Below are 24,518 nucleotides of genomic sequence, written 5' to 3'. Positions count from 1 at the left end.
CGGACACCTTTTTCCGAACGCTACAAACATCCAATTTAAATCCTAGAGTTTCCGGAGTATTGCATTGATCATTTTGCTAGGTTCAACGGGCTATGTTGGCAGCGAGTTTGCACGCGTATGCAAGCAACAAAATATCCCCTACCAATGTGTTGGGCATCGAGACGTGGACCTCTACAACGTGGCGGCGTTGGCCGAGTTGCTGCGTTCCTCGGGCGCTAGCTTTCTAGTCAATTGCGCCGGATTTACTGGCAAGCCCAACGTGGATGCTTGTGAATTGCAGCGAGGGGAATGCTTGCTGGCCAATGCGGTTCTCCCCGAGCGACTGGCTGCGGCTTGCGAGCAAGCAGGCATTCCGTGGGGACATGTTTCTTCCGGCTGCATTTATACCGGGACTAAAGCGGATGGGAGTGGGTTTACAGAATTGGACCCACCCAACTTCTCCTTCCGACAAGATAACTGCAGCTTTTATTCGGGGACCAAGGCGCTGGGAGAGGAGTGCTTGCAGGGGGCAAAGGAGTGTTATGTGTGGAGGCTGAGGATCCCTTTCGATCATCGCGATTCACCTCGCAACTACCTTTCCAAAGTGATGAATTACCAACGTCTGCTGGATGCGACCAACAGTCTCTCGCATCTGCGGGAGTTCGTGGAATCGTGCCTGTATTGCTGGCAGCATTCGGTGCCCTACGGTATTTACAATGTGACTAACACCGGTAGTGTGACGACGCGCGAAGTTGTCGAAATGCTCCGTAGTTCGGGGCTGAGCAATAAACAGTTCGATTTCTTTGAGGATGAAGAAGAGTTCATGCGACTGGCTGCGAAAACGCCACGTTCCAATACGGTCCTCGATAACTCCAAAGCATTGGCTGCCGGATTGCCGCTGTCACCGGTGCGCGATGTGATTCAATTGGCCATCGACAACTGGCAACCTGCACCGCAGGTGGGGGCTGCGACTTAGTTGTCGACGACGGTGCAGAGAGAGGGAGTAGGGGGCGTAGGGGAGAGGGTGTAGGGAGAGGAGTACTTGTACATGGGGAGTTTCGAGCACGAGCACGAGCTGAGCACGAAATACGAGCGCGAGTGACACGGTGAAATGGAAGGGGATTAAACCCCAATCTTCTCCTGCAGAGTACTGAGGGGGAGGGAGCAGAAGTTTGTAAAAACCGCTCTTCGTTCCAAGGCGTTGCCTGGGAAGGGAGAGCCGTCGGTAGTTAACTCTTTACTTCCAAGGATTTGAGCATTGAATAGAACCATTCTGGTCACCGGAGGTGCGGGGTTCATCGGTAGCTGTTTCATTCGACAACTATTCCAAGATTCTACTGAAGTGCGGGTGGTGAACTTAGATAAGCTCACCTACGCCGCCACGACGCTTTCGACGCCCAATGCTCCGGCAGACCGGTATCAATTGGTGGAGGGGGATATCGGTGACGCCCAATTGGTCGAAGCGTTGTTGGAGGAGCATCAGCCTGATTGGATTGTTAATTTTGCTGCAGAATCCCATGTGGATCGTTCCATTGATGGCCCCGCTGCCTTTGTGGCAACCAATGTCGTAGGGACCTGCAATCTGCTCGACCGCGTTTACCAGTGGTGGCGACAGCGGGCGGAAGAGACGCAACGGGATTTCCGTTTTCTGCATGTCTCTACCGATGAAGTCTACGGATCGTTGGGGCCCACGGGGCTATTTCGTGAAGACACACCCTACCGCCCAAATTCACCGTACTCCGCCTCGAAAGCCGCCTCGGATCATTTCGTACGAGCCTACCATCACACCTTCGGTTTGCCGGTACTGACCACCAATTGTTCGAACAACTACGGACCCTACCAATTTCCTGAAAAGTTGATTCCGTTGGTGACACTGAATGCCATCGCTGGTAAAGCGTTGCCCGTGTATGGCGATGGAAGCAACGTTCGGGATTGGTTGTTTGTCGAAGACCATTGCCGGGCGATTCAAACGGTTTTGCAGCAGGGCAGGGTAGGGGAGGTCTACAACGTTGGAGGTGACAACGAGCAAAGCAATCTGCAAGTGGTGCAAACCATCTGTGACGTGGTCGATGAACTCTCTGGAGCCTTGCCCGGAGGACCGCGGCGGAATTTGATTACCTTTGTCAAGGATCGTCCTGGCCACGATCGACGCTATGCCATCGACTTTGGCAAATTGCACACCGAGTTAGGCTGGCAGCCTCAGCTCGATTTCGAAAATGGCTTGCGACAGACCATTGCTTGGTACTTAGAGAACCAAGCCTGGGTCGATGCGGCTTCCTCCGCCAACTATGCTGGCGAGCGTTTAGGCCACGTGGCCGATGCGAGCCGGTTGTCAAAATCGTAGTCCGCCGCGTAAAGGCTTGTTGAAATCGTAACCCGCCGCGTGACGGGCTGTTGAAATCGTAACCCGCTGCGTGAGCAAGGTAAGGTGGTTGTCGCTATAGGGCAATTTGCAGTGCGACCTCCGCGCTAAAACTAAAATTGCTCTTAGATCAACAAGCCGGAGGGACTTGAATTGTGGAGGGTCAACTGGTCGGTGGGTTAACGACTCGGCTTCAAGTAGTTACCACAAAGCGATGACAAGTCATCGCACTCCATAGGGACTGCTACGACTTGTCGTAGCTTTCCTGCCCGGCAACCAAGCAACTCGCCAGAACACATAGACGCGGCCCTAGGGAAGGGCTCGCAAAAATAGTAACCCGCCGCGTGAGCAAGGAAAGGTGGTTGTCGCTACAAGGCAATTAGGGACGCTACCTTCGCGTTGAAACTCAAAAAATGTAATTTAATCCACGTTTGACAACACCGATTTACCAATTGATCCTCCAGAATGCCAGGTAGTATTTCGATGACAGCAGCACGCAAGGGAATCGTATTAGCAGGCGGTTCTGGGACTCGTTTACACCCGATCACTCGCGCGATCAGCAAGCAATTGCTACCGGTGTATGACAAGCCGATGATTTATTATCCGATTTCAGTACTGATGTTAGCCGGTATCCGGGAAGTGTTGGTGATCAGCACGCCGCATGACCTGCCGTTGTTCGAGCGATTGTTGGGAGATGGCAGCGACTGGGGGATGCAGTTCAGCTATGCGGCGCAAGCCGAACCGAAGGGGCTGGCGCAGGCCTACCAGATCGGAGACGACTTCATTGGAGAATCCCCGTCGGCGCTGGTGTTGGGGGACAATATCTTCTACGGCCAAGGGTTTCAAGCGATGCTCAAACACGTGACGGCTCAATCCGAAGGAGCCACCGTATTTGCGTATCCCGTGAGTGATCCGGAGCGTTATGGGGTGGTTGAATTTGACGCTGCCGGAAAAGCTATTTCCTTGGAGGAAAAACCCCAGCGACCCAAATCACGATTTGCCATTCCAGGCCTCTATTTTTACGACCAGCAGGTGGTGGGAATTGCCAGAGATCTCAAGCCTTCGGCACGCGGTGAGCTGGAGATCACGGATGTGAATCTGGAATATTTGCGTCGCGGAGAGTTGAGTGTGCAAGCCTTTTCTCGCGGCTTCGCCTGGTTGGACACCGGCACGTTTGCCTCGCTCAATCAAGCAGCTGCCTTTGTGGAAACGCTCGAGTCGCGGCAGGGGATGAAGATTTCCTGCCCCGAGGAGATCGCATTTCGAGGTGGATTTATTGATCGTGCGCAGTTGTTGAGTTTGGCCAATGGCTTCAAGAGCGATTACGGTACCTACCTCCGGCAGATCGCCGAAGAAGGACGCTAGGGTTTTTATGGACAGCTGCGACTTGTCGTAGCTCTCTTGTCCGGCAGCCAGGGGATTTGCCAGTGACGGCCAGTCCCGCCCGAGAGCAGATCTTGTTTTGCTGGACATCAACTGCTCGGTGGCATATCTGCAGCCGCCCACCCGTTTACTCCAAAGCGATGACGAGTCATCGCAGTTCATAGCCATCAAGCATCGATCACTACATTGAAGTCATCCTGTACGCGAACACAATCTGTTTTCAAGTTGTAGATGGTGCGTACTTGGGCAGGGCGAGCAGTGCGTTCGAACCAAGCTGCGGAGCTCCAACGATACTGATTTGCTACAGATACAAGTCCGTGTCGCACTGCATTCTGATGGACATAGTTGAGACGCGCCAAGTAGGATTTCTGGTAGGTCAACTTGGTGTCGCGAAAGTTGTACCACACTTTACGACCGGGTTGCTGCTCTAGTCCTTAAACAAGCGTACTCCACTTGCTTGGCGGAGCATTTGCGCATAAAAAAACTCGAAATATCCTGCAGTTTGTTGGTCTTTTTTCACCAGCCCAACAAGCCGCTCGCTAACCACGATGGAGATTTCGAGTGAAGACGATTAAAGCAGATTTGATTCGAAAACGCAAACGACGTATCAAGAACAGGTTACAGAATTCGGCTGCTCACGATCGCGGACACCCCATGCTCAAAGGGGACAAGATTGCGTATGAGCTGGCACAAAAAGCAGGCGGGACCGCCTACGGGGGCGTCGCCGCCATCCATCGATTCGCAAAGAAGATCGGACTGCCGAAACGGATCGACGATGCCTTGCACTTGTTCAAAATCCATCGCCCCTATCATGAATCCGATCATGTTTTGAATTTGGCTTATAACGCGCTCTGCGGAGGAACTTGCTTGGAGGACATTGAACTGCGCCGCAACGATGAGTCATTTCTCGATTCGATCGGAGCCGAAAGGATCCCCGATCCAACCACCGCAGGAGACTTCTGTCGCCGATTCGATCCCTATCATATTAATCGTTTGCAAGATGCCTTCGATCAAGTTCGCTTGGATATCTGGCAACAACAAGACAATGCGTTCTTCGATCAAGCGACCATCGAGATGGATGGCACGATCGTCGAAACAACCGGTCAGTGCAAAGAGGGAATGGACATCAGCTACAAAGGCATCTGGGGTTACCATCCGTTGGTGATAACGTTGGCCGAAACGGGCGAAGCTTTACGCCTGGTCAACCGTAGCGGCAATCGTCCCAGCCAAGAAGGCGCAGCCGAGCAAGCCGACACGGCGATCTCGCTTTGTCGCCAGGCAGGCTTTCGCCGAATCGTTCTGCGAGGCGACACCGCGTTCACTCAAACGATTCATCTGGACCGCTGGCACCGGGCAGGCGTGAAGTTCACCTTTGGCATGAAGGCCTACCCGGGACTCGTCGATATCGCGGAAAACGTGCAAATTGACGCTTGGAAGCAGTTGCCTCGCTCGCCCAAATACGCCCCGAATACACCTGACCGAGACCGTCCTGAGAACGTGAAAGAACAGATTGTCCAGCTGCGTGGCTACCCCAACAAGCGTCTGACTTCAGAGTGGGTCACCGAGGTTCCTTACAGCCCCACCGATTGCAAAGAGACCTACCGCTTAGTGATCCTTTGCAAAGAACTAGAAGTCACCAAGCAGGGTCGATTGTTCGACGACTGTCTGTACTTCTTCTACCTGACCAACGAAGCGGGCGATGTGCTCAGCACCAATGACGTTGTGTATGCCAGCAACGATCGCTGTGACCAAGAGTACATCTTGGCTCAGTTAAATCAGTGCCGGGCGCTCCACGCGCCGGTGGACAACCTGGAATCGAATTGGGCTTACATGGTGATGACGGCCCTGTCGTGGAACTTGAAAGCGTGGATCGGATTGAGCGTTCCGATAAACGGACGCTGGCGTGAGCAACACAAGCAAGAAGGTCGGGCTGTGATCCGCATGGAGTTCAAACAATTCGTAGAACAGTTCGTGCGACTTCCGGCACAGATCGTTCGCAGTGGACGGCAGTTGGTGGTCCGTCTGTTGTCATGGAGCGAATCTCTGCATGTGTTCAATCGCTGGGTTCGCTTCGCGCTTGAGTGAGTGCCGAAATCACGAAGCTGAGGTATGTAAGCCTCAGTACCGCCGCCAGCCTCAAACCGCCCGCAGGGCACCTGACCGACCGATGCCTGAAATTCACGACCGAAAAATCCCCCGCTGGTCCCGCCAGCAGATCGCCGCTGCGCCTCCACCAACTGCCCAAAACACATCCGGCATATACTTATTTAAGGTCTAGTTCGTTGAGCTTTCGAGCGGTGTCGGCATGAAGATGTGTCAGGTATACATCCAGCTTTGTAGCATTTGCTTCACTGTGTGCAACGAAGTGGTAGTGATTGGAAAAACAGGCCCAGGCTTCAAGTTGCCAGCCGTATTGCTTTGCTTTCGCCAACAACTCTTGCTGGAGGGCGGATAGGCTGGTAGGGGAACGAAAGAAGTGCTGTTTCCCGTAAGTTCCGCTGGTAACAAAGTATGTTCCTGCTTCCGCGATGCGATGGATTGGTGCATGGGGCCAATCAAGTGACTTCGAATCTGAATTGCGAATTTCTAAACTTATGGGGCGTGCAGAGCCACTCGGTTTCGAGTCCAATCGCTTGGCTTCTAAATCCGAAAGCAGCTGCTCAAGCTGGTTAAGTTCAGGGGTGGTCAGACCTCGAAGCCTAGCAATCAATTTCTGCAACCGCGCATCGCACGATCCATTCCCCGAAAAGTCGCTTCCGCTGGAGTGTGAATTGAGCATTTTCAATCCTCCATGTGTCTGCGTGCGTCACGAGTAACCACACGCATTTTAAAGCAGAACGCCCCATGAATGCAAACAGATGACATACACACAGTAGTCCACTTGAGTAGCCTTGCTAGCAATCATGGTGGTGTGTGCCGTTGCGTTGGAACCGCCATATGGAGTGCTGCGTCTTGTCGTGGCTTTCTTGCCCGGCAGCCGGTAGATTGGCCAACGCCGGCGAGCATGGACTGAGGGAAAAGCTTCGATTGGACACGATCAACCGCTCGGTGGTTTAACTGCTCTGGCCCAAGCAATTGCTCCAAAGCGATGACGAGTCATCGCAGTCCATATGGAGTGCTGCGACTTGTCGCAGCTTTCTTGCCCGGCGGCCAGGGGATTTGTCAGTGACGGCCAGTCCCGCCCGAGAGCAGATCTTGTTTTGCTGGAGATCGCCCGTTCGGTGGCATATCTGCAACCGCCCACCCGTCCACTCCAAAGCGATGACGAGTCATCGCAGTCAATGGGGAGTGCTGCGTCTTGTCGTCGCTTTTTTGCTCGGCGCTCGGGGGGATTCGGTGGTAGCCGACTACTTGGTCGCGTCCACTTGCTCGAACAGGGAAAGCAGTGCGATGTCGACGCTATCCGTTTGGCTGATACTAGAATCTTCTGCAGGACTCGGAGACACGAAGGCTGATTGCTTCGCTGGACTGCCGGAAAGGGAGAGCAACGCCCGTCGCTCCGTCGCTTGCAGAGTCGCCCGCGACGGGCTTGGTTGGAGGGCAGTCGCGTGTGATGTTTCGGAAGTGAGGTTCTGAGGTTCGTGGAGGACCGTGCTGGAGAACATTGCCGGGGCAGGCAGGGGGGCTCCATACTGCCTTGATTGAAATAATCCTATATTCAGCGTTGAACCGGCTGTTGGCAGGGGACTGCTTGGTGAAGTTCGTAAGTCTAGATTGAAGTTGCTGTTCGTGCCCCAATTGGCGACGAGTGTCGTTCGGGTGAGCTCTTCGAGCGGAGGAAATATGGTGATTCTATCGGCAGACTTGGCGGTGATTTGGCGTTGGACTCCGTCAAAATTCACTTCGACGAAATCACCAACTTCGAACAGCACTTCATGGGTATTGAGTGCGAGAACTGAGTGGGTTGATTCACGCGATTTGGCAGAATCGAACGCAATCGGAGCGTTAATATGTTCGGGATTACCATAAGCTGAATTTTGATCATGCTCGTTACCCGATTGATATTGATCCCAATTGCGTTGCCAGCCTTCAGCCGTTCTGAGGAACATTGGATTTAATGCTCTCGAAGAATTCCAGTAGAGGTTCTCGTCTGCTTCATACTGCAATGCTTCATGCGACACATAGGCAGGTTTGCCATGCCCGACATTAAAAACGTTGCTTGTTATCGACAGTTCTTCTGGCGGCAGGCGAAGTAGACCGTAGCCTGAAAAGGCGAGAGTATTGCCATCCACACTGCTATTGGTAGCAAACAACGAAACGAGATAGCCGCTGGAGCCGTAGATAGTGTTGCCTGATAGGCTCACATCATCAGCTTCCTGGATGTGCATGCTTTGCCCGTTGGCGGCAATTACGTTGTCAATAATCCTAACGTTTGAGACGTCACGATAGAGCTGAATTCCATCGGGATGCCCCCAGTCGAGATGGTGGTGGATGTAGTTCGCTTCGATCAGGACATCGGTACTGCCCCAGGAAATGATGATGCCGTCGACCGCGTTGTAGGCAACTTCATTATTTACAACTTGAATATGACGACTGTCGTTTGCAATCATGCCATACTGATTCTCGACGATTTGGTTTCCTTCAATCAGCAGGTTTGTGGCCCCACGCATCCATACGCCAGCCTTTCCATTTTGTTCAACGATAGAGGTGGCAATGGTGACCGAATTGGCTCCAGTCATATCTACACCGTACCGTTCAAACTGTCGGACGGAGAAACCTTCCACTAGCGAAAACTGGCTTGCTTGAATCCCATCGCGTCGCCGTGGTGATTCAATTTGCGCAAGGTCTGCAGGACCTTCTACCTGAACAACAATATGTGTTGAGCCATCAATCGTCTCCCAGGCCCATTCTCCAGCTTGGGAGACCAAGGCACTATCGTTTTGCAGCCAATAGCTGTCCCCGGCGGCGAGTTGCAGGTACTGACTGGGGGAGTCGTAGGTTATCGTGCCAGTCGACGAATCAAACCCAGTGATCGGCACCGTGAATTGCGTGTTGCCATGCGTGGTCCATACGAAGAACTCGCTTCCGACTAAGTTGGCCTCGAGTCCAATTAAGGCTGAGTCGACGAAGGAACTCTCGCCCAGTGTGTCGACAGTCCACCAGCCATCGTCGGGATGACGCGCGTTGGTAGCTTCTTCTCCGCCGATGTACAACGCGGTTGGCTCCCAGGAAATCGTCGTTTCGTAGACGCCTCCCCCTAGAGAGGTCCAGCCGTCAATCAAGTCGGAGCCGCTGAGGATGGGAGTTGCCCCGTCGGCAGCTCGCAGAACCACGGGGGCTGTTGCCGTACCAGCCGGTAAGCGAAGTTCCTCGCGGTAAACACCATCCCTGACGACGATCTCCGTGCCTGGCCCGGCCAAAGCGACCGCAGAGGAAATTTCAGCAAAGGGAGAGGTTGGGGCGCCTGTCGGTTGGGCAACTTGAGCTTGCTGATCAACCCACAGGGTTGTCGTGATTCCCGATAGGTCGAAGGGGGTTCCCGACAAAGTTATCCGCGCGTCTAATTGCTCGGTCCGCAGCAGTCGGGTAGCTCGTGTGATGCTATTTGAGGTTCGCCGGCGAAGGATCCGGGGACTCGTAGAGTGCTGAAGACGCATTGATGTGCCTCGATGGGAAGTTAGGAAGCTGGCGGATGTACACAGTGCACGCCAGATAGCAGGGGGAGTCAACCCCAGTAGTGCGCGAAAATGGGGGGGCTGACTGTACTTTTGCGGACTCCCGGCCGGAGCTGTGCGGCTCCCCAGGATGCAAGCTGTGAAGGGCAGGTGTTGGAAAGGCTGTTGATCTATTTAGTAGCGTTTTGAGTTGAAACGCGTAGGTAGTACCCTAGTTGCTGTGCAGCAGCAACCATCCTTGCTCGCGCAGCGGCGTGTTTTCAACAAGCCCGGCCAGCTGCGGAGTCGCGATTGCATGGTGCCTGGGGTGACGAAAGCGAGTCCCAGGAGTCCCCAGGCCGCGATTTTCTCGCTAAAGATCCAACGCGAGCAGATGTGCTGAACATCAACGAGGCGGCGGCTTGGCGGATCGCCCCAGTTAATGTGCGGTAGATTGGCAGCCTTTTTCTTCTCTTTGCGTCTTTGCGTGAAAACTGAAACGGCCTGTGGGTTGCGCGCAAAGCCGCTAGGACGCAAAGGGAAGAGGAATGGACAGAAAGATGGAGACTGGAAAATAGTGAAAGGGCAGTTAGCAGGGGAGTGTTGTCTTTCTGTTCTCCCATCTTCCTGCCTCCATTTTCCTGTCAACCTCCCGTTAGTCGCCAGGTACTCCAGCGCCAGTAGCATGTTCCCCGGGCTCTAAAGATCCAACGCAAATTGATGTGCTGAACATCAACGAGGCGGCGGATTGGCGGATCGCCTGCAGTTGATGTGCGGTAGAATGGCAGCCGCTTTTCTCTGCTTTGCGCCGTTGCGTGAAAACTGAAACGGCCTGCGGGATGCGCGCAAAGCTGCTAGGACGCAAGGGGAAGAGGAATGGACAGAAAGATGGAGACAGAAAAAGTGAAGAGGACAGCTAGTAGGGGCGTTTTGCCTTTCAGTTCTTCCACCCAAGCTTGCTCACGCGGGGGAGGGCACTATTTCAACGGCTCGTTAGGCGGCGGGGTACTCTTTTGACGAGCTGTTGTGGCCAAATTGGCCACAATCCCATCGATACCTAGCCTAGCAGGGAACTCAGGTAGCCTGACTGTCCTATTTATCCCATGCCGATTAAACTAGCGGCTTGTCATAATTCGACAGAAAAAGGCAGGGGCTGAAGTAATTTCCCATTGGAAGGCGGACTAGGTAATCGTGATCAAGACATTGGCAGTGGTGGGTGCGACTGGGGCTGTGGGGCAAATCGTATTGGAGGAAATCCAAAAGCAGGGGGTGCAGTACGAAGCGCTGAAGCTGCTCGCGTCCTCGCGCTCGGCTGGTAAGACTGTCCAGGTCGCGGGCCAAGACATTACAGTCGAGCTGATGGAACCTGCCGCCTTTGAGGGGGTGGATGTCGTTATTGCCAGTACGCCCGATGAAGTCGCGGCCGAATGCGTTCCCTGGGCGGTTGAGCGTGGAGCGGTCGTCGTCGACGAAAGCGCCTTTTACCGGATGGACCCCAGGGTCCCCCTCGTTATTCCAGAGGTCAATCCGCAAGCAATTGCCAAACATCAAGGCATTATTGCCAGCCCCAACTGCAGTACGACACAAATGGTGGTTGCGCTCCATCCACTGCGCCAAGCGGCCGGGCTGAAAAGAGTGGTGGTCAGTACTTACCAAGCGGTCAGTGGTGCTGGTTTAGCGGCTCAGCAAGAACTGCTCAACAACACGCAGTCACGTTTGTCCGGACAAACCGGTTCTGCTGCAATCTTCCAGCACGATATCGCCCTTAACTTGATTCCTCAGATCGGCTCGCACAAGCATGCGGGGTTCACATCCGAAGAAATGAAGATGGTCTTGGAGACCCATAAAATCTTTGAGGATGACTCCATTGCAGTCAATGCAACCTGCGTTCGTGTGCCGGTGTTGATCGGGCATAGTGAATCGATCTATTGCGAAACGGCAGAGCCGCTCGAGCTGGAGCAGATCTTCGAGCTTTTCCGCTCGGCTGAAGGGGTGACCCTCATCGATGACTTGCCGAACAAGAGTTATCCCATGCCACGCGATTGCGCCGACCAGCCCGATGTGTTCGTGGGCCGTGTGCGCAAGGATCTGAACCATCCCTGTGGAATTAGCTTTTGGTGTGTGAGTGACAACTTGCGCAAGGGAGCGGCTACCAACGCGGTTCAAATTTGCAAGTTGCTGTCTGCGCGATGAACCACTCTTGTTCTGGGGGGGAGGATTCGCTGCCCCCACCGTCTGATGCTCCAGAGTCCTCTGCGGCCGGTCCTGCCGGATCGACCGAAGGGACGCAACGCGCATTTCTGATGACGATTGCCTACAACGGGGCGAACTACTTTGGTTGGCAATTGCAGCCGGACCATGTAACGGTCCAGCAGGTGCTAGAGAAAACTCTCTCTAAGCTCTTGAAAGAGCCGCGCGTAGTGGTGCATGGCAGCAGTCGAACCGATACGGGAGTGCATGCCCTCGCGCAGCGAGCGGTGATCCGTACGGTGAACTGGAATGCACCGGCCGATAAGTTGCCGTTTGCGTTGAACATCAGTCTGCCTCAGGATATCGTTGTCCGCGAGGCTGTTGAAGTCCCGCTAGCTTTCAATCCGATCAAGGACAGTACTGGGAAGCGGTATCGTTACCAGGTTTATTGCTCCCGCAAATCGGACCCGATCCAATCCAATACCCATTGGTGGGTTCGGCGGCGGGTGTCGGTAGACGCGATGCGAGCAGCGGCGCATCTGCTGGAAGGAAAGCACGATTTTACGAGCTTTCAAACCAATGGCAGCCCACGCTCCAGCACGGTGCGAACCGTGCGGTCTTTGACGGTCTCTGCGGCACCCTACATGGATGGCCAGCTGCTGACCATTGAAATTGAGGCCAACGGATTTCTCTACAACATGGTTCGCAATATAGTCGGAACACTGGTGCAAGTTGGAGTAGGTCGCAAGCCGCCCGAGTGGATCATGGAGGTAATTGCAGCTCAGGATCGCAGCAGTGCCGGAGCTACAGCTCCCCCCCACGGATTGTTCTTGACGGAAGTACTATTCTAAATGCGCGTGCTGCATGTAATTACCCGAATGATTATAGGGGGTGCTCAGGAGAACACGCTGTTTAATTGTTTGGATCTGCAGCAAGCGTATGGCGACGATGTGCTGTTGGTCACCGGCCCAGCCTTGGGGCCGGAAGGCCGACTGTTGGAGCAGGGGAGGGCAGGGGGGCTGCCACTGAGGTTTATCGATGAACTGCGACGCTCGATTCATCCGACGCGAGATCGGCAAGCCTACCGAGCCCTCGTGGACTGCATTCGTGAGTTCAATCCCGACGTCGTGCATACCCACAGTGCTAAGGGAGGATTTCTTGGTCGCGCAGCAGCCTGGAGTTGTGGGGTCCCGGTAGTGGTGCACACGGTCCACGGCGCACCGTTCCACCCCTATCAGAATGCGATGGCCCGTCATTTGTTCATCCGTCTCGAGCGCTGGGCGGCACGCCGCTGTCACCACATGATCTCCGTTGCGGATGCAATGACCGATCTGATGGTTGCATCCCGAGTAGCCCCGCGAGAGAAATTCACTACCATCTACTCGGGCATGGACGTCGAGCCCTTTCGGGATTGCAATCAATTTCGACAAGCGGCCCGACAAGAGTTGGGATTCGCAGACGACGATGTGGTGTTTGGCAAGATCGCGCGCTTGTTTCACCTCAAGGGCCACGAGTATTTGCTCGAGGCTGCTGAGAGTGCCATCCGCCAGAATCCGAAATGCAAATTCTTGCTGGTGGGGGATGGGATTTTGCGGCAGCAGTTGGAGTCGCGACTGGCGTCACGCCATTTGCAAGGCCACTTTCGCTTCACCGGACTGGTCGAGCCCGAGAGAGTTCCGTACTACTTGAGCGCCATGGATGCACTCGTTCACACGAGTTTGCGCGAGGGGTTGGCGAGGACGTTGCCTCAAGCCCTGATCGCTGGCAAGCCGGTGGTGAGCTACGACGTGGATGGAGCGCGAGAAGTTGCTCTTCCGGGACAGACCGGTTACTTGTTGCCTCCCAAATCGATCGAACCGCTCAGGCAAGCGATTGTCGAATTGTCTCTGGATGCGGAGTTAAGAAGCAGGCTAGGGCAGGGGGGCGCAGCCCGGTTTACCGAGCAATTCCGCCACCAGCAGATGACTCGCCAAATTCGCGCCCTCTATCAGCGATTGCTTCCCCAGCAGCGTCCCTAGGGCCGGGCCAGAGTATGTCTAAAGGCGCGGTTGAGCTTGGGGACGGCCCCCGAGGGCAGGCAAATCTCGTCCTAACCGCAATTCTAACCCCACCCCGCGTGCGGTTGCCTTGGGGTGCCGGATCGAGGGGGCTGTTTGGGGTGTGAGCGTACGCAGGCTGAGACGTTTTCATTCGGCGACTGTTGGATAGCCTGGCTGGGAAATTAATCTGATTGAGCGGTTTAGGTAGAAAAGGGCCTTGGGGCTCGTGCGAATTGCGTCCTGTCCCGCACCCCGGTCCCTCTCTCCCCGCATCCAGCTTGGTCGAATGGGAGAATTCATCTATGATATGAGGGGTTCTAACCCTCCCGATCGCTACAAATTCGCAGCGGAATCGACCTCGTTTAGCTGCAATCGCAATACCGTGAAGAATTCTGCATGACTAAGATACGCGACTTTTTAGGACCTTATCGACTAGCTCGACTGATCCGCATGGGAAGTACTTGTCAGGTATGGGAGGGGATTGAGACCGCAACCGGCGATCGCTATGCCTTGAAAGTCCTGCGCGAGGACTTTCGCACCGACAAATTGGAGCTATCGCAGCTCAAGACCGAGTTTGAGATCGCGAAAGCGATGAACCATCCGAACGTGATCCGCATGCACGATCTCGTGTTGAGCAGCAATACGCCCTTTCTCGTATTGGAGTTGTTCAGCGAGTTGAACATGAAGCAGGCGTTGCGGCGCGGAACCGAATCGATTGCCTTCATGTTGGAGAAAATCTGCCAGCAGAGTGCTGAGGGACTATTCCATATGCATGAGAAGGGCTTTGTGCATTGCGACGTGAAGCCCGACAATTTTCTGGTCAGCCGGGAAGGGGAGGTCAAGCTCATTGACTTTACCATCTCCCGCAAGATCCCTAAGGGCCTCGGCAAGTTGTTTGGTGGCAAGGCCAAGACGGTTCAAGGAACTCGCAGCTATATGTCTCCGGAGCAGATTCGCAATCACGTCCTCGATGGGCGCGCAGATATCTACAGTTTGGGGTGTGTCTTTTTTGAGCTGGCAACTGGCAAGTTGCCGTACACGGGCGACAGTCCCAACGACCTGTTGAACAAGCATCTCTCCGCTCCAATTCCGTCGCCGCTGGTCACTAACGACAATCTTACTCCTGAGTTCACGGCAGTGATCCGGTCAATGATGGCCAAGAAACCCGAAGACCGACCAGGTTCAATGTGGGAGTTGTTGAAGACGCTGCGTGTCACGCGAATTTTCAAGAAGCAACCGCGGATTCCTGACAAGAGTATTTTTGATGACTTCCAGAGTACGGGACGTGTCATGCCGCAACAGTAGAGCAGGGGGGGCAAACCCAGAATTGTTTAGCATTCCGGGGCGTCGCCAGCCTGCCGGCTGTATGTCACACCAGCCTACCGATTTAAGAGAGTGTATTCAGTTCACTGCGAAGGCCGCACATCCAATCAGCCTGCTGGGGTAACCACCTATCCTTGCTCACGTCGCGGGTTACTATTGCAACAAGCCGTCGCGCGGCGGGATGCGATCCGTTGCGTTTGGAATCCAATAAAGTGTGACTCGTTCAGCAGGCCGAAAGAGGCTGAGTGAGTTTCGAACAATCTTCATTTCACCTTCAACCCGCTGGGGATGATCCCAAGATGAGTCATACCGGTCCTGAGTTCGAACAGCCGATGTTTGAGATTGAGAGCAAGATCCAAGAATTGCTTGAGCAGTCGCGGCAGCCGCGCAGTGCAACCGACGATAGTTTGGAACGCGAGATCATTGCGCAGCGCAAGAAGTGGAACGAAATTGCGGCCGACGTTTACTCCAAGCTGAGTCCGTGGCAAATCGTGCAGGTGGCGCGACACAAGGATCGTCCCTATACTCGCGATTACCTGAATCTGGCGTTTGATGAATTCGTCGAGCTGCATGGCGACAAGCACTTTGGCGATGATCGAGCGATGCTCACCGGATTTGCAAAAATCGATCAATACAAAGTCATGGTGGTTGGGCACCAGAAGGGACGCACCTACCGAGAACGCGCGGCTTGCCATTTCGGATGTGCTCACCCCGAAGGCTACCGCAAGGCGATGAGCAAGATGCGCATGGCCGAGAAGTATGGCATGCCGATCGTTTGCTTCATCGACACTCCTGGAGCCTATCCGGGAATTGGCGCCGAGGAGCGCGGGCAAGCTCAGGTAATTGCCGAGAGTATGTTCCAGATGAGTCAGTTGCGGACACCCATTATCTGCATCGTGATTGGCGAAGGTGGTTCGGGAGGCGCATTGGGGATTGGTCTGGGAGATCGGATTGCCGTCCTGCAGTACGCTTACTACTCGGTCATCAGTCCTGAGGGATGTGCTGGGATTCTGTGGAAGAGCCACCAGCATGCGCCGAAAGCGGCCGATGCGCTGCGGTTTACTTCCAAGCATCTTCACGACATGGGCGTGATCGATGACGTGATCGAAGAGCCGCTGGGTGGCGCGCATCGCGACCACCACAAGATGGCTGCCTGGATGAAAAGCTATTTGCTGCATGCCCTGGGCGAGCTGACTGTGCAACCGGTCGATGAGATGATTGAAAAGCGTTACGAGAAATTCCGTAGCATGGGAGTGTTTCTCGATCCCGCGCAGCATGAGCCGCTGGAGTCGACGACTGCTCCTTGAGCGGTCGGCTGCTCAGGGAGCCTCTCGCTCTTGCGGGCTGGTTAGTTGAAATGCATTTTCGCTCTGGCTGCGAAGGTCGCACCGCAAATCATCGTGTAGCGGTAACCACTCTTCCTTGCTCACGCGGCGGGTTGCAATTGCTGAGATTTCGGCAGCGAGGCGTCGCAGATGGCCGGTGGGGCTGGGGTAGATACGGCTCATTACTGGCTAATAGCAACGTCCGATAATGTTTCTTATGTTCGGTTTGACCTGCGTTTTTCCCTGGGAAATACGCAATCCGCTGTTGGCCTGTACAGTTTTTCCCTGCACTGCTTCTTCGTGGAGTCACGTCGCGTCACTGTCATGTGGCTGTCACTGTCATGTGGCTGTCGTTGTCACTTGCTGGCTTAGCCCGGTGTGTGTCGCCCCGGTCTCTGTTCAAGCTGGTTGATTGGCTGTTCGTTGGGGCTGTGGTCTTCGGCTCGCCCTGATTGGATTGGGGCGCGTTGGGGTTGGGGGTCTCGGGCCGTGGGGCTATGTGCAGTCGCTGGTTTTACGGTGGTCGATTCAGAGTGTTTCTAGAATCCTGCGGGTACCACTCGCATGCCGTTGGCTGGTGGGTAGCTTGCGGCTGGAGGCGCGGCGAAATTCGCGCCCGATTCGCTGCCCGGTTGTGAGCCTAGTGGTGGGAAGTTTTGTGGTGGGAAGGTCGCGTTCGAGTTTTGCGACGGATAGTTTGGTGTTGGCCGTCCCGTTTCAGGATTGCCGTAGCCCCCCTGCCCGTTCGGTCCGACCCCGATCTGCGCGCTTGCTGGTTGTACGTTGCCTGGCAGATTGGGGAGCCCAATCGGAGGCAAGGCATTTCGGAGTTCCTCCGGGATGGCTGGCAAGCTGTTGAGGCTCAAGTTGTCTAGGTTGATGGGCCATGCGGCTTCGGCTCCGTCTTCCGATCCGTCGACCGTATGATCGTGACCGGTATGGTTGTTCAGCTTGTCGTCGAGTCCATCGAGGTAGGGGCCGACAACATCGTGGATTTCCTTCGGAAGGATTCCGATGCTGCGGTCGAGTACGTAGGAGATGTAATAGCCCGATCGAGATTCACAAATTGCAGTCTGCTGGCTAGGTCCCAGTAGGCTCATGGCGAACATCGTGATCAGCAGGCAGAAGACGGCTCCTTTGGCCAAGCCAAATCCGGCCCCGAGGTGCCGGTCAAACTCGCGCAGGCGAACGCGATCGATGGCGCTGCTAAACAGGCGAAATCCCACCCAGATCACAAAGGAGGTGCCGACGTATAGGATCAGCATCGCTAGGAACTGGTTCCATGGCGGCGCTGCCTGGATCATGTCCGCGACTTGCAGGCGGAAGTTGTAGGCGACGAAGTAGCTTACGATGATCGACGCTAGGGATGCAACTTGCCAAGCGAAGCCCTTAATCGCGCCGAAGATGGTGGCCATCCCGAGAACGATTAACATGATTAAATCATAGCCTTGCACGGTTGCAGGTTCCTTAACACTTAGTTGCGAAAATTCAGGCTCCAAAGGCCGGGTAGGGGACTTGTAGCAGATTTGAATCTGGATGCGAAGGGAGGATTTTGCGCGATAGCTAAGTGTTGGTCGCAGCGCAGCAGGTTGGGAGGGATTGCGTCCTCCCCTTCATGTTTAAAACTCCTTCGTCTCAGAAAAATGCTAGCACCAAATTAGCAAGCCTATTGCTAGCATCTCGGCTTTGCTGCCGATGGAATTGCTCTTCAACTCGCCGCCGCTTTATCGCTACGATTGTCGAGGATGTCTGACCGTAGAATGCAGGATGGAGTGGAATGGCTGATTTCAAAACACACATGACTGTTAGCAGCGCCACCGGCGTTGTCTATGCAATCGCAGGTTCTCAGGCGGGCATGCCGCTCAACTGTTGCCTGCTGTCGGGGATTCTGTGCAGCGTCAGTGGGATGTTGCCCGATCTGGATAGCGATTCGGGGCGGCCGTTGCGAGAAGCGACGACGCTGGGCGCGGCGGTCATTCCGATGCTGATGGTTCCTCGGTTTCAAAAGCTTCAGCTGGATCACTGTTGGATGGTATTGTCCGCCGCCTTGGTGTACATCTTCATTCGATTCTTTCTGGCGGAGATATTTCGTAGGTATACGGTGCACCGGGGAATGTGGCATAGTTTGCCGGCTGCGGCAATCGTCGGCATGATCGCATTCTTGGTAATGTCGGGTGAAGATATTTCCACCCGCATGTTTCAGACGATGGCTGTGGTGCTTGGCTTTATGAGCCATCTCGTGCTCGATGAGATTTGGTCGGTAAGTTTTCAGAAGGGGAGCTACCGATTCAAGAGTTCGTTTGGAACCGCAGTGAAGCTGTGGGGGAAGAATCGCTGGGCTAACTACGCAACGTATACCAAGATGGGAGTCGTCGCCTTTCTTGTTTACCAAGACGAAGGGTTTATGGCACGATTCGGATTCAACGATCCCAACGTGCCGCACACGGCGCAGCAATTGTTCAACGTGATTGTTGAGCAGAGTGGAAATTGGATGCGCTGAGAGCGAGGGGGGCTGTGCATCCAGCGACGCATTGTTGCATCACGTCACAACTGCCGCCCCCCTGCGCAGTCTTGCCCAAAATGACTTGCTCGGTGGCTTGTTGATCTAAGAGTGTTGTTCGTTTGGCCGCGAGGGTAGCAATTCCTAATTGCCTTGTAGCTGAGGTTATCTTTCCTTGCTCACGCGGCGGGTTACTATTTCAACAGCCCGTTACGCAGCGGGTTGCAATGCCGACAATCCATTGCCGTGGGTTGCGATGTCGGCAAGTTCGTCGCAATTGCGATTGGTCGGCGAAGCATCCGTTCGCCCTCCCCTGCCCTGGTTCAAAAAAGTTTGCGACTGTCCAGCAAGATTGTCACCGGTCCGTCGTTGACAAGTGCGACTTGCATGTCGGCTTGGAATTTTCCGCGGGCAACGTTGATACCGAGATGTTCGAGTTGCTGGCAGTATTTCAAGTACAACTGGTCCGCATGCGTGGGCTCAGCTGCTGAGGTGAAGCTGGGGCGTCTGCCGCGGCGGACGTCACCGAATAGAGTGAATTGGCTGATGACCAATACCGAGCCCTCGATGTCTTGCACACTGTGGTTCATCAGACCTTGTTCGTCGGGGAAGATTCGCAGTCCGGCAGTTTTGTTGACGAGATACTTCAGGTCGTCATCGGCGTCCCCCTGCTCTACCCCGAGTAGGACCAATAGTCCAGAAGAGATTGCGCCGACGACTTGTTCGTCCACTGTAACGGACGCCTCAGTGACTCGCTGCACCACCGCTCGCATCGCCCTGCCCTTCCTCAAAACGTGTCGTTGGTTAACTGCAGAAAGTCCGAGTCTGCAATGTTCGCGATTGCTCTTCAATGCTCTAGAATAGAGAACTTTGAATTTCGCCGCGAGCCGGGAATAGATATCTGATGTCGTTTCACTTCACATGTCCCCATTGCTATAGGAAGACGTTGGTTGAGGATTCCTTGGCTGGTCAGAAAGGCCCCTGTGCGAATTGTGGTAAGGTGATCACGATACCTCGGCACTCCTCGGTGGAGACTGAGGTTCCGCCTACCCAAGCCAGTGAGGGGGCTGTGGTGGGTGAGCAGTCGGCTGCTTCGGAGCGAGCGGTACGGGCAGCGGTTTTACCCGTTCGGTGGGTGCCGTTGTTGCTTAAGGCTGCGGGATTGCTGGCTGGGGTTACGGTACTTTCGCTGGTGGCGCTCAGTCTCTTGTGGCCCGTGCTGTCGCAGGTCCGTGGGAATCGCCACCGCGCGCTGTGCATGACCAACTTGCAGCGCATTGCGAGTGCTTTGAATGCCTATGCCGCTGAGTACGGGACCTATCCTCCCCCGGTTACCTACGATGCTCAGGGCCAGCCGATGTGTAGTTGGCGAGTGCTGATACTACCTCAGCTCGGTGAGACCGCGCTCTACCAACGGTACCGGTTCGATCAAGCCTGGGATTCAGTTGAGAACGCGCAGTTGTTTGCCTCTTGTCCGGCAGTCTATATCTCACCGGCACGAGATGATCCGCGGCTGTCGAACGAGGCGAACTATGTGCTACTCACCGGGAGTGGGACTTTGTTTCCGCCGGAAGGGCCGCTAGCACCGTCGGGCGTCCTAGATGGCCCGAGCCAGACGCTCTTGGTGGCCGAGGTCAAGAACTCGATCGCCGAGTGGTCTAAGCCTTGGGATATTGATACTCGCAAGATGACCGCTGCCATTGGCGGTTCACCCATTGGGAGCACTGCCAGTGGGCCGACCAGCCTTGGTGGGAATCATCAGGGAGGGGCCACAGCAGCCATGGCGGATGGGCAGGCGGTTTGGCTCCCCGCCGGCCTAGCTCCTGAAATCTTGAATGCATTGATTTCGCCAGCGGGCGGCGAGCCCTTAACGCCCGCCGAGATTCCAAGGCCCTAGCAGGCCGTCTGCCTGAGGGCATTTAACGTTCGTTTGATGCCAGCTTCGTTACTCGGAGCTCTTCTTTCGCCGCAGCCACTTCTGCAGACGCAGGTGGTGGCTTGCTATGTTGACCAGCGGCATACTGACCAGCGACCGACGGCGGCCGTCTGTTGCAGCGACAGGCCGCCGGTAAGGGCGATTGCGTTTAGCGAGTCTCGGTATCAGCCAGTCTCAGTATTCGAGGCTACTTGCCAAACTTTCTCAGCATGCCTTGGACGCGGTAAGGGAGTCCTTGGATGCGGATAAAGCCTTCGGCATCGTCTTGGTTGTAGGTACCGCCGGCTTCCATGGTCGCGATTCCTTCGTCGTACAAGCTGTTGGGGCTACTGCGTTCGAGTACGGTCACATTGCCTTTGTAGAGTCGGAGTTTGACTTCGCCGGTAACAACTTGGTGAGACTGTCGGATGAAGGCGAGCAAGGCTTCGAACTTGGCGGCATACCAGAAGCCGTAGTAGACCATTTCAGCCACGACGGGAGCGAGGGAGTCACGCAGGTGGACTAGATCGCGATCGAGCGTGAGTTGCTCGATGTGTGCGGCAGCCTCGTAGAGCAGCGTCATGCCCGGAGCTTCGTAAACCCCCCTGCTCTTCATGCCCACGAACCGATTCTCGATGATATCGATCCGACCGACACCGTTTCGACCGCCGATTTGATTGAGTTGCTCGACGATATCGAGCGCTGAGCAGGCTTGGCCATTGACCTTGGTAGGCACGCCCGCTTCGAACGAGATCGTGACTTCTTCGGGTTTTTCGGGAGCCTCTTCGGGGCTGACTGTCATTTCGAAATCGACCAAGTCGACTCCGCAAACGTCCAGCTTCTCAAGCTCGCCCGCTTCGTAGCTGATGTGCAGGACGTTTTCATCGGAACTGTAAGGCTTGCTGGTGGTCGCTTTGACCGGGATACCGCGTTCCTTGCAATAGTCGAGCATTTCGATTCGACCTGGGAACGATTCACGCCATTCTGGAGTGCGCCAGGGGGCGTACACTTTGATGTCAGGCCGCAGGGCCTCGGCGGCCAGTTGGAAGCGGCATTGGTCATTGCCCTTGCCGGTCGCCCCGTGAACGTAGACCTCGGCGCCCACTTCTTCCGCAATTTCCAAGATCTTTTTGGAGATCAATGGGCGAGCGATACTGGTGCCGAGCAGGTAGGGGCCTTCGTATTTGGCTTGCCACATCAGCACGGGGAAGGCGAAATCACGACACAATTCTTCGCGGGCGTCGATCATGCGTACGCTCTTCGCACCGATTTTTGTTGCCTTGTCCTTCATGACTTGGCGGTCTTCGCCAGGTTGTCCAAGATCGACATAGACGGCATGCACTTCGTAGCCGCGGTCGATCAACCAGCCCAGCATGCAGGATGTGTCGAGGCCACCAGAATATGCCAATACGCAGACGGTCATAGCGTTCAAACTTTCTTACGTGCAAAATGGGGGTGTGGCGAGTTCACCAACTTCATGGTCGAAATTGTCACTCCAGCCAGAATAATTGACAACCCACGCGACTTGCCGAATCCCCGCATTTCAGCTCGGATCGGAATAATTCCTCTTGGAAAGCACTGGAACACGATGAAACACGACCTCCTCAGCCAGCTTGCCACTGAGGCTCAGCAGGGCAAGCTGAGTTGGTCCGAGCTGGCCGAACAAATCTTGGCGCAGGAGACCCCGGCGGGCAGCGCGCATCATCCCGATCTTGATCGCAGGCGGCGGTGTGGCTTCGGCGAGGTGATTTTTGGCAGTGGCAAGAGCGCCGCGGACGTGATTGAAATCGCTCGTGAGCTGTTGGCGAGTGGCCAGCGGGAGGTGCTGGTGACGCGGGTCGCGGCCGAGCTGGCGGCGGCGGTCCAAGGCCACTTCGCGCGGTCCAAGTACGATGATCAGGGACGCACCCTACGGCTCTCCGAGGAGACGTTCTCCCCTGCCCTGCCCTCTGCGACAGACTCCGCTGCTCTCGTCACGGTTACTGTGGTTACGGCAGGCAGCACCGATTTGCCGGTTGCCCGCGAAGCGCTCGAAACCTTGCATTGGATGGGAGTCTCTGCTGAGCTGCTGACGGATGTCGGCGTGGCTGGGCCCTATCGATTGCTGGCGCATTTGGAGCAGCTTCGCAGTAGTGTGGCTGTGGTGGTTGTGGCTGGCATGGAAGGCGCTCTGGCCAGCGTCGTGGGAGGCCTCGTTCCCTGCCCCGTTATCGCCGTACCGACGAGCGTGGGCTACGGGGCGAATTTCGAGGGGATCACCACTTTGCTGAGCATGCTCAGCAGCTGCGCTGCAGGGGTTACGGCGGTCAATATCGATGCCGGGTTTAAGGGGGGGTATATTGCCGGCTTGATTGCGGCGCAGGTTTCGCAAGCTAGACCAAGTACTCGATGAAATTGCTGGCAAGGCTCAGGACGAGGAAGAATCCGCACATGTCGGTTACCGTGGTCAGCAGTGGGCCGCTGGCTACGGCTGGGTCGCGGCCAAACTTGCGGAGGATCAGTGGAATGATTCCACCGATCGATACGGCCACAATGGTGTTGAGTGTCAGTGCGCTTCCGATCACGATCGCAAGTGCTAGGTTGCCTTTCCAGAGGTAGGCGATGGTACCTAGGAGCAGTCCTACGGCAGAGCCGTTGAGCACACCGACGGACAACTCCTTCATCCAGACACGAAATACATCCGAGGGTCTGACCAGCCCAAGCATCAATTCGCGGATGGAAACGGCTACCGATTGATTTCCAGAGCAGCCACTCATGTCGGAGATAATCGGCAGGAAGGCGGTCAGGGCGATGACAGCCGAGAGGGTTGATTCAAAGCGGCTGATGATGGTTGCCGCTAGTAGATTGAGCACAATGTTCAGCGATAGCCAGGAAAGGCGGCCTGAAGCGCGTTGCCAAAGTGACATGGCGCGGATTTCTTCACCACTGACAATCCCCTGACGCTTCAGGAAGGAGCGGTCTTGCTGCTCGATCCAGGCTTGATCCACATCGCTGCGCTGCACCACGCCGACCAGTTTTCCGACTTCGTTGGTAACCGGTACCCCTAAGTAGTGATGCTGTTGGAAGAAGCCGTGAAGCTCCGCCAAAGAGAGGGTGTCGGAAACCGAGACGGGATTGGGAATCATGATGTCTCGCAACACACGACTGCGATCGCCGAGCAGCAGATCGCGCAGTCGCAAGACGCCTAGCAACTGTTCCTCTTGGCCGCAGACGTACGTGTACTGGATTTGATAATCGCGGTACTCGTCAGAACCGGTTTGCAGATCGTGAACAACCTCTGCGACGGTCCAGTGGTCTGGGTAACGCAGCAGTTCGGTGACCATCAAACCGCCAGCCACCGATTCATCGTACTGCTGAAGCTGCCGAGCCGATTCCGCTTCGTTGGGCAGCATGAGCCGCAGGATGGCTTCAGCGTCGTTGGAATCCAAGTCGCTTAACAAGTCAGCTTGCAAATCGCTGGGGAGTTCGTCCACGATTGCTGCAGCCTGCCCCGGCTCGGCTTCTTCGAGCAGCTGGACCGCTTGGACGGTAGGCAATTGTTCGACCAGCTCGGCTGCACTCTCGCTGTTGATGAGCTGGATGAGCTTGATCCGCTCTTCTTCGTCGAGCAGCGAGATGGCTCGCGCCAATTCGCCAGAGGAATGGTTTTCGAGCAACTCTTCAATCAGCTCTGCCGAGTCCGATTGGACCAAGTCCGACAACTGCTTCTCGAGGCTTTCCGTAAACTGAAATTCTTCAATGGCCACAGTTCAATCCGTGTTCTGTATTTTGTTCTGAAAATCGACCTGGAAACCTGCGTTGTGTCGCTCTTGGTTCGTCTGTGGAGCGCGTGGGCGGCGACCGGCTGGAGAAAGTGCTGGCAATGGTGGCTGAAGCCGTGTGCTTGTAGGGGTAATGCCGTTTGTCCT

The 24,518-nt window shown here is 55.3% G+C and carries 20 protein-coding genes; 12 read left to right on the top strand and 8 right to left on the bottom strand.

Annotated elements, in window-relative coordinates; genetic code table 11:
• Positions 1 to 64: 64 nt before the first annotated feature.
• The 3 genes from Q31a_RS25860 to rfbA all read left to right on the top strand — a co-directional run bounded on the left by Q31a_RS25860 (position 65) and on the right by rfbA (position 3,706).
• On the top strand, positions 65 to 955 hold the full coding sequence (locus tag Q31a_RS25860; RefSeq protein WP_145084508.1) for a sugar nucleotide-binding protein: 891 nt from the start codon (positions 65 to 67) through the stop codon (positions 953 to 955).
• A 282-nt stretch (positions 956 to 1,237) separates the two neighbouring features.
• Positions 1,238 to 2,323: a dTDP-glucose 4,6-dehydratase gene (rfbB, locus tag Q31a_RS25855; RefSeq protein ID WP_145084506.1), complete on the top strand. Its 1,086-nt coding sequence runs from the start codon at positions 1,238 to 1,240 to the stop codon at positions 2,321 to 2,323.
• 501 nt (positions 2,324 to 2,824) lie between these two features.
• A complete protein-coding gene (gene rfbA, locus Q31a_RS25850) occupies positions 2,825 to 3,706 on the top strand; it encodes a glucose-1-phosphate thymidylyltransferase RfbA (RefSeq protein ID WP_145084503.1) in 882 nt (293 codons plus the stop codon).
• Between the two features lie 185 nt (positions 3,707 to 3,891).
• On the opposite strand, the gene Q31a_RS25845 is transcribed toward rfbA, so the two are convergent.
• On the bottom strand, positions 3,892 to 4,131 hold the full coding sequence (locus tag Q31a_RS25845) for a hypothetical protein (RefSeq protein ID WP_145084499.1): 240 nt from the start codon (positions 4,129 to 4,131) through the stop codon (positions 3,892 to 3,894).
• 154 nt (positions 4,132 to 4,285) lie between these two features.
• On the opposite strand from Q31a_RS25845, the gene Q31a_RS25840 reads away from it, so the two are divergent.
• Positions 4,286 to 5,809, top strand: a complete 1,524-nt coding sequence (locus tag Q31a_RS25840; RefSeq protein ID WP_145084496.1) for an IS1380 family transposase — start codon at positions 4,286 to 4,288, stop codon at positions 5,807 to 5,809.
• Positions 5,810 to 5,987: 178 nt separating this feature from the next.
• On the opposite strand, the gene Q31a_RS25835 is transcribed toward Q31a_RS25840, so the two are convergent.
• Together Q31a_RS25835 and Q31a_RS25830 are read right to left on the bottom strand one after the other, a co-directional pair.
• Positions 5,988 to 6,503, bottom strand: a complete 516-nt coding sequence (locus tag Q31a_RS25835; RefSeq protein ID WP_145084492.1) for a hypothetical protein — start codon at positions 6,501 to 6,503, stop codon at positions 5,988 to 5,990.
• 568 nt (positions 6,504 to 7,071) lie between these two features.
• Complete coding sequence (locus Q31a_RS25830; protein WP_197355718.1) at positions 7,072 to 9,210, bottom strand: right-handed parallel beta-helix repeat-containing protein; 2,139 nt, start codon at positions 9,208 to 9,210, stop codon at positions 7,072 to 7,074.
• Between the two features lie 1,299 nt (positions 9,211 to 10,509).
• Here Q31a_RS25830 and Q31a_RS25825 point away from each other — a divergent pair.
• From Q31a_RS25825 to Q31a_RS25805, 5 genes are all read left to right on the top strand, one after another.
• Positions 10,510 to 11,511 (top strand): aspartate-semialdehyde dehydrogenase, encoded by a 1,002-nt coding sequence (locus Q31a_RS25825; protein WP_145084486.1) that lies wholly within the window; start codon positions 10,510 to 10,512, stop codon positions 11,509 to 11,511.
• Positions 11,508 to 12,359, top strand: coding sequence for a tRNA pseudouridine(38-40) synthase TruA (gene truA / locus Q31a_RS25820; protein WP_145084483.1), 852 nt, complete (start codon positions 11,508 to 11,510; stop codon positions 12,357 to 12,359). Before Q31a_RS25825 ends, truA begins: the two co-directional genes overlap by 4 nt.
• Positions 12,360 to 13,526 (top strand): glycosyltransferase family 4 protein, encoded by a 1,167-nt coding sequence (locus Q31a_RS25815; protein WP_145084480.1) that lies wholly within the window; start codon positions 12,360 to 12,362, stop codon positions 13,524 to 13,526. It begins immediately after the preceding gene.
• A gap of 417 nt (positions 13,527 to 13,943) precedes the next feature.
• Positions 13,944 to 14,852 carry a serine/threonine-protein kinase gene (locus Q31a_RS25810; RefSeq protein WP_145084477.1) on the top strand — a complete coding sequence of 303 codons (909 nt, stop codon included), beginning with the start codon at positions 13,944 to 13,946 and terminating at the stop codon, positions 14,850 to 14,852.
• A 263-nt stretch (positions 14,853 to 15,115) separates the two neighbouring features.
• A complete protein-coding gene (locus Q31a_RS25805; protein WP_391575302.1) occupies positions 15,116 to 16,177 on the top strand; it encodes an acetyl-CoA carboxylase carboxyltransferase subunit alpha in 1,062 nt (353 codons plus the stop codon).
• 12 nt (positions 16,178 to 16,189) lie between these two features.
• On the opposite strand, the gene Q31a_RS25800 is transcribed toward Q31a_RS25805, so the two are convergent.
• On the bottom strand, positions 16,190 to 16,378 hold the full coding sequence (locus Q31a_RS25800) for a hypothetical protein (RefSeq protein WP_145084474.1): 189 nt from the start codon (positions 16,376 to 16,378) through the stop codon (positions 16,190 to 16,192).
• 356 nt (positions 16,379 to 16,734) lie between these two features.
• Positions 16,735 to 17,628: a CvpA family protein gene (locus tag Q31a_RS25795; RefSeq protein WP_231690939.1), complete on the bottom strand. Its 894-nt coding sequence runs from the start codon at positions 17,626 to 17,628 to the stop codon at positions 16,735 to 16,737.
• A 344-nt stretch (positions 17,629 to 17,972) separates the two neighbouring features.
• On the opposite strand from Q31a_RS25795, the gene Q31a_RS25790 reads away from it, so the two are divergent.
• A complete protein-coding gene (locus tag Q31a_RS25790; RefSeq protein ID WP_145084468.1) occupies positions 17,973 to 18,695 on the top strand; it encodes a metal-dependent hydrolase in 723 nt (240 codons plus the stop codon).
• 323 nt (positions 18,696 to 19,018) lie between these two features.
• Here Q31a_RS25790 and dtd read toward each other — a convergent pair whose 3' ends face one another.
• A complete protein-coding gene (gene dtd / locus Q31a_RS25785; RefSeq protein WP_145084465.1) occupies positions 19,019 to 19,468 on the bottom strand; it encodes a D-aminoacyl-tRNA deacylase in 450 nt (149 codons plus the stop codon).
• 188 nt (positions 19,469 to 19,656) lie between these two features.
• Between dtd and Q31a_RS25780 the strand changes: the two genes are divergently transcribed.
• The gene (locus tag Q31a_RS25780; protein ID WP_197355716.1) at positions 19,657 to 20,592 is read left to right on the top strand and encodes a DUF1559 family PulG-like putative transporter; all 936 of its coding nucleotides are present in this window, start codon (positions 19,657 to 19,659) and stop codon (positions 20,590 to 20,592) included.
• Positions 20,593 to 20,818: 226 nt separating this feature from the next.
• On the opposite strand, the gene Q31a_RS25775 is transcribed toward Q31a_RS25780, so the two are convergent.
• Complete coding sequence (locus tag Q31a_RS25775) at positions 20,819 to 22,033, bottom strand: argininosuccinate synthase (RefSeq protein WP_145084460.1); 1,215 nt, start codon at positions 22,031 to 22,033, stop codon at positions 20,819 to 20,821.
• 165 nt (positions 22,034 to 22,198) lie between these two features.
• Here Q31a_RS25775 and larB point away from each other — a divergent pair, with 165 nt between their 5' ends.
• The gene (gene larB / locus Q31a_RS25770) at positions 22,199 to 23,002 is read left to right on the top strand and encodes a nickel pincer cofactor biosynthesis protein LarB (protein WP_145084457.1); all 804 of its coding nucleotides are present in this window, start codon (positions 22,199 to 22,201) and stop codon (positions 23,000 to 23,002) included.
• Here larB and mgtE read toward each other — a convergent pair.
• Positions 22,983 to 24,356: a magnesium transporter gene (gene mgtE / locus Q31a_RS25765; protein WP_145084452.1), complete on the bottom strand. Its 1,374-nt coding sequence runs from the start codon at positions 24,354 to 24,356 to the stop codon at positions 22,983 to 22,985. The two genes, larB and mgtE, sit on opposite strands and share 20 nt — an antisense overlap.
• Between the last annotated feature and the right edge of the window lie 162 nt (positions 24,357 to 24,518).

The organism is Aureliella helgolandensis (genome assembly GCF_007752135.1).
GTDB lineage: Bacteria > Planctomycetota > Planctomycetia > Pirellulales > Pirellulaceae > Aureliella > Aureliella helgolandensis.
The sequence above is the reverse complement of the archived record's forward strand: the minus strand, read 5'-3'. Positions and strand labels throughout refer to the sequence as shown.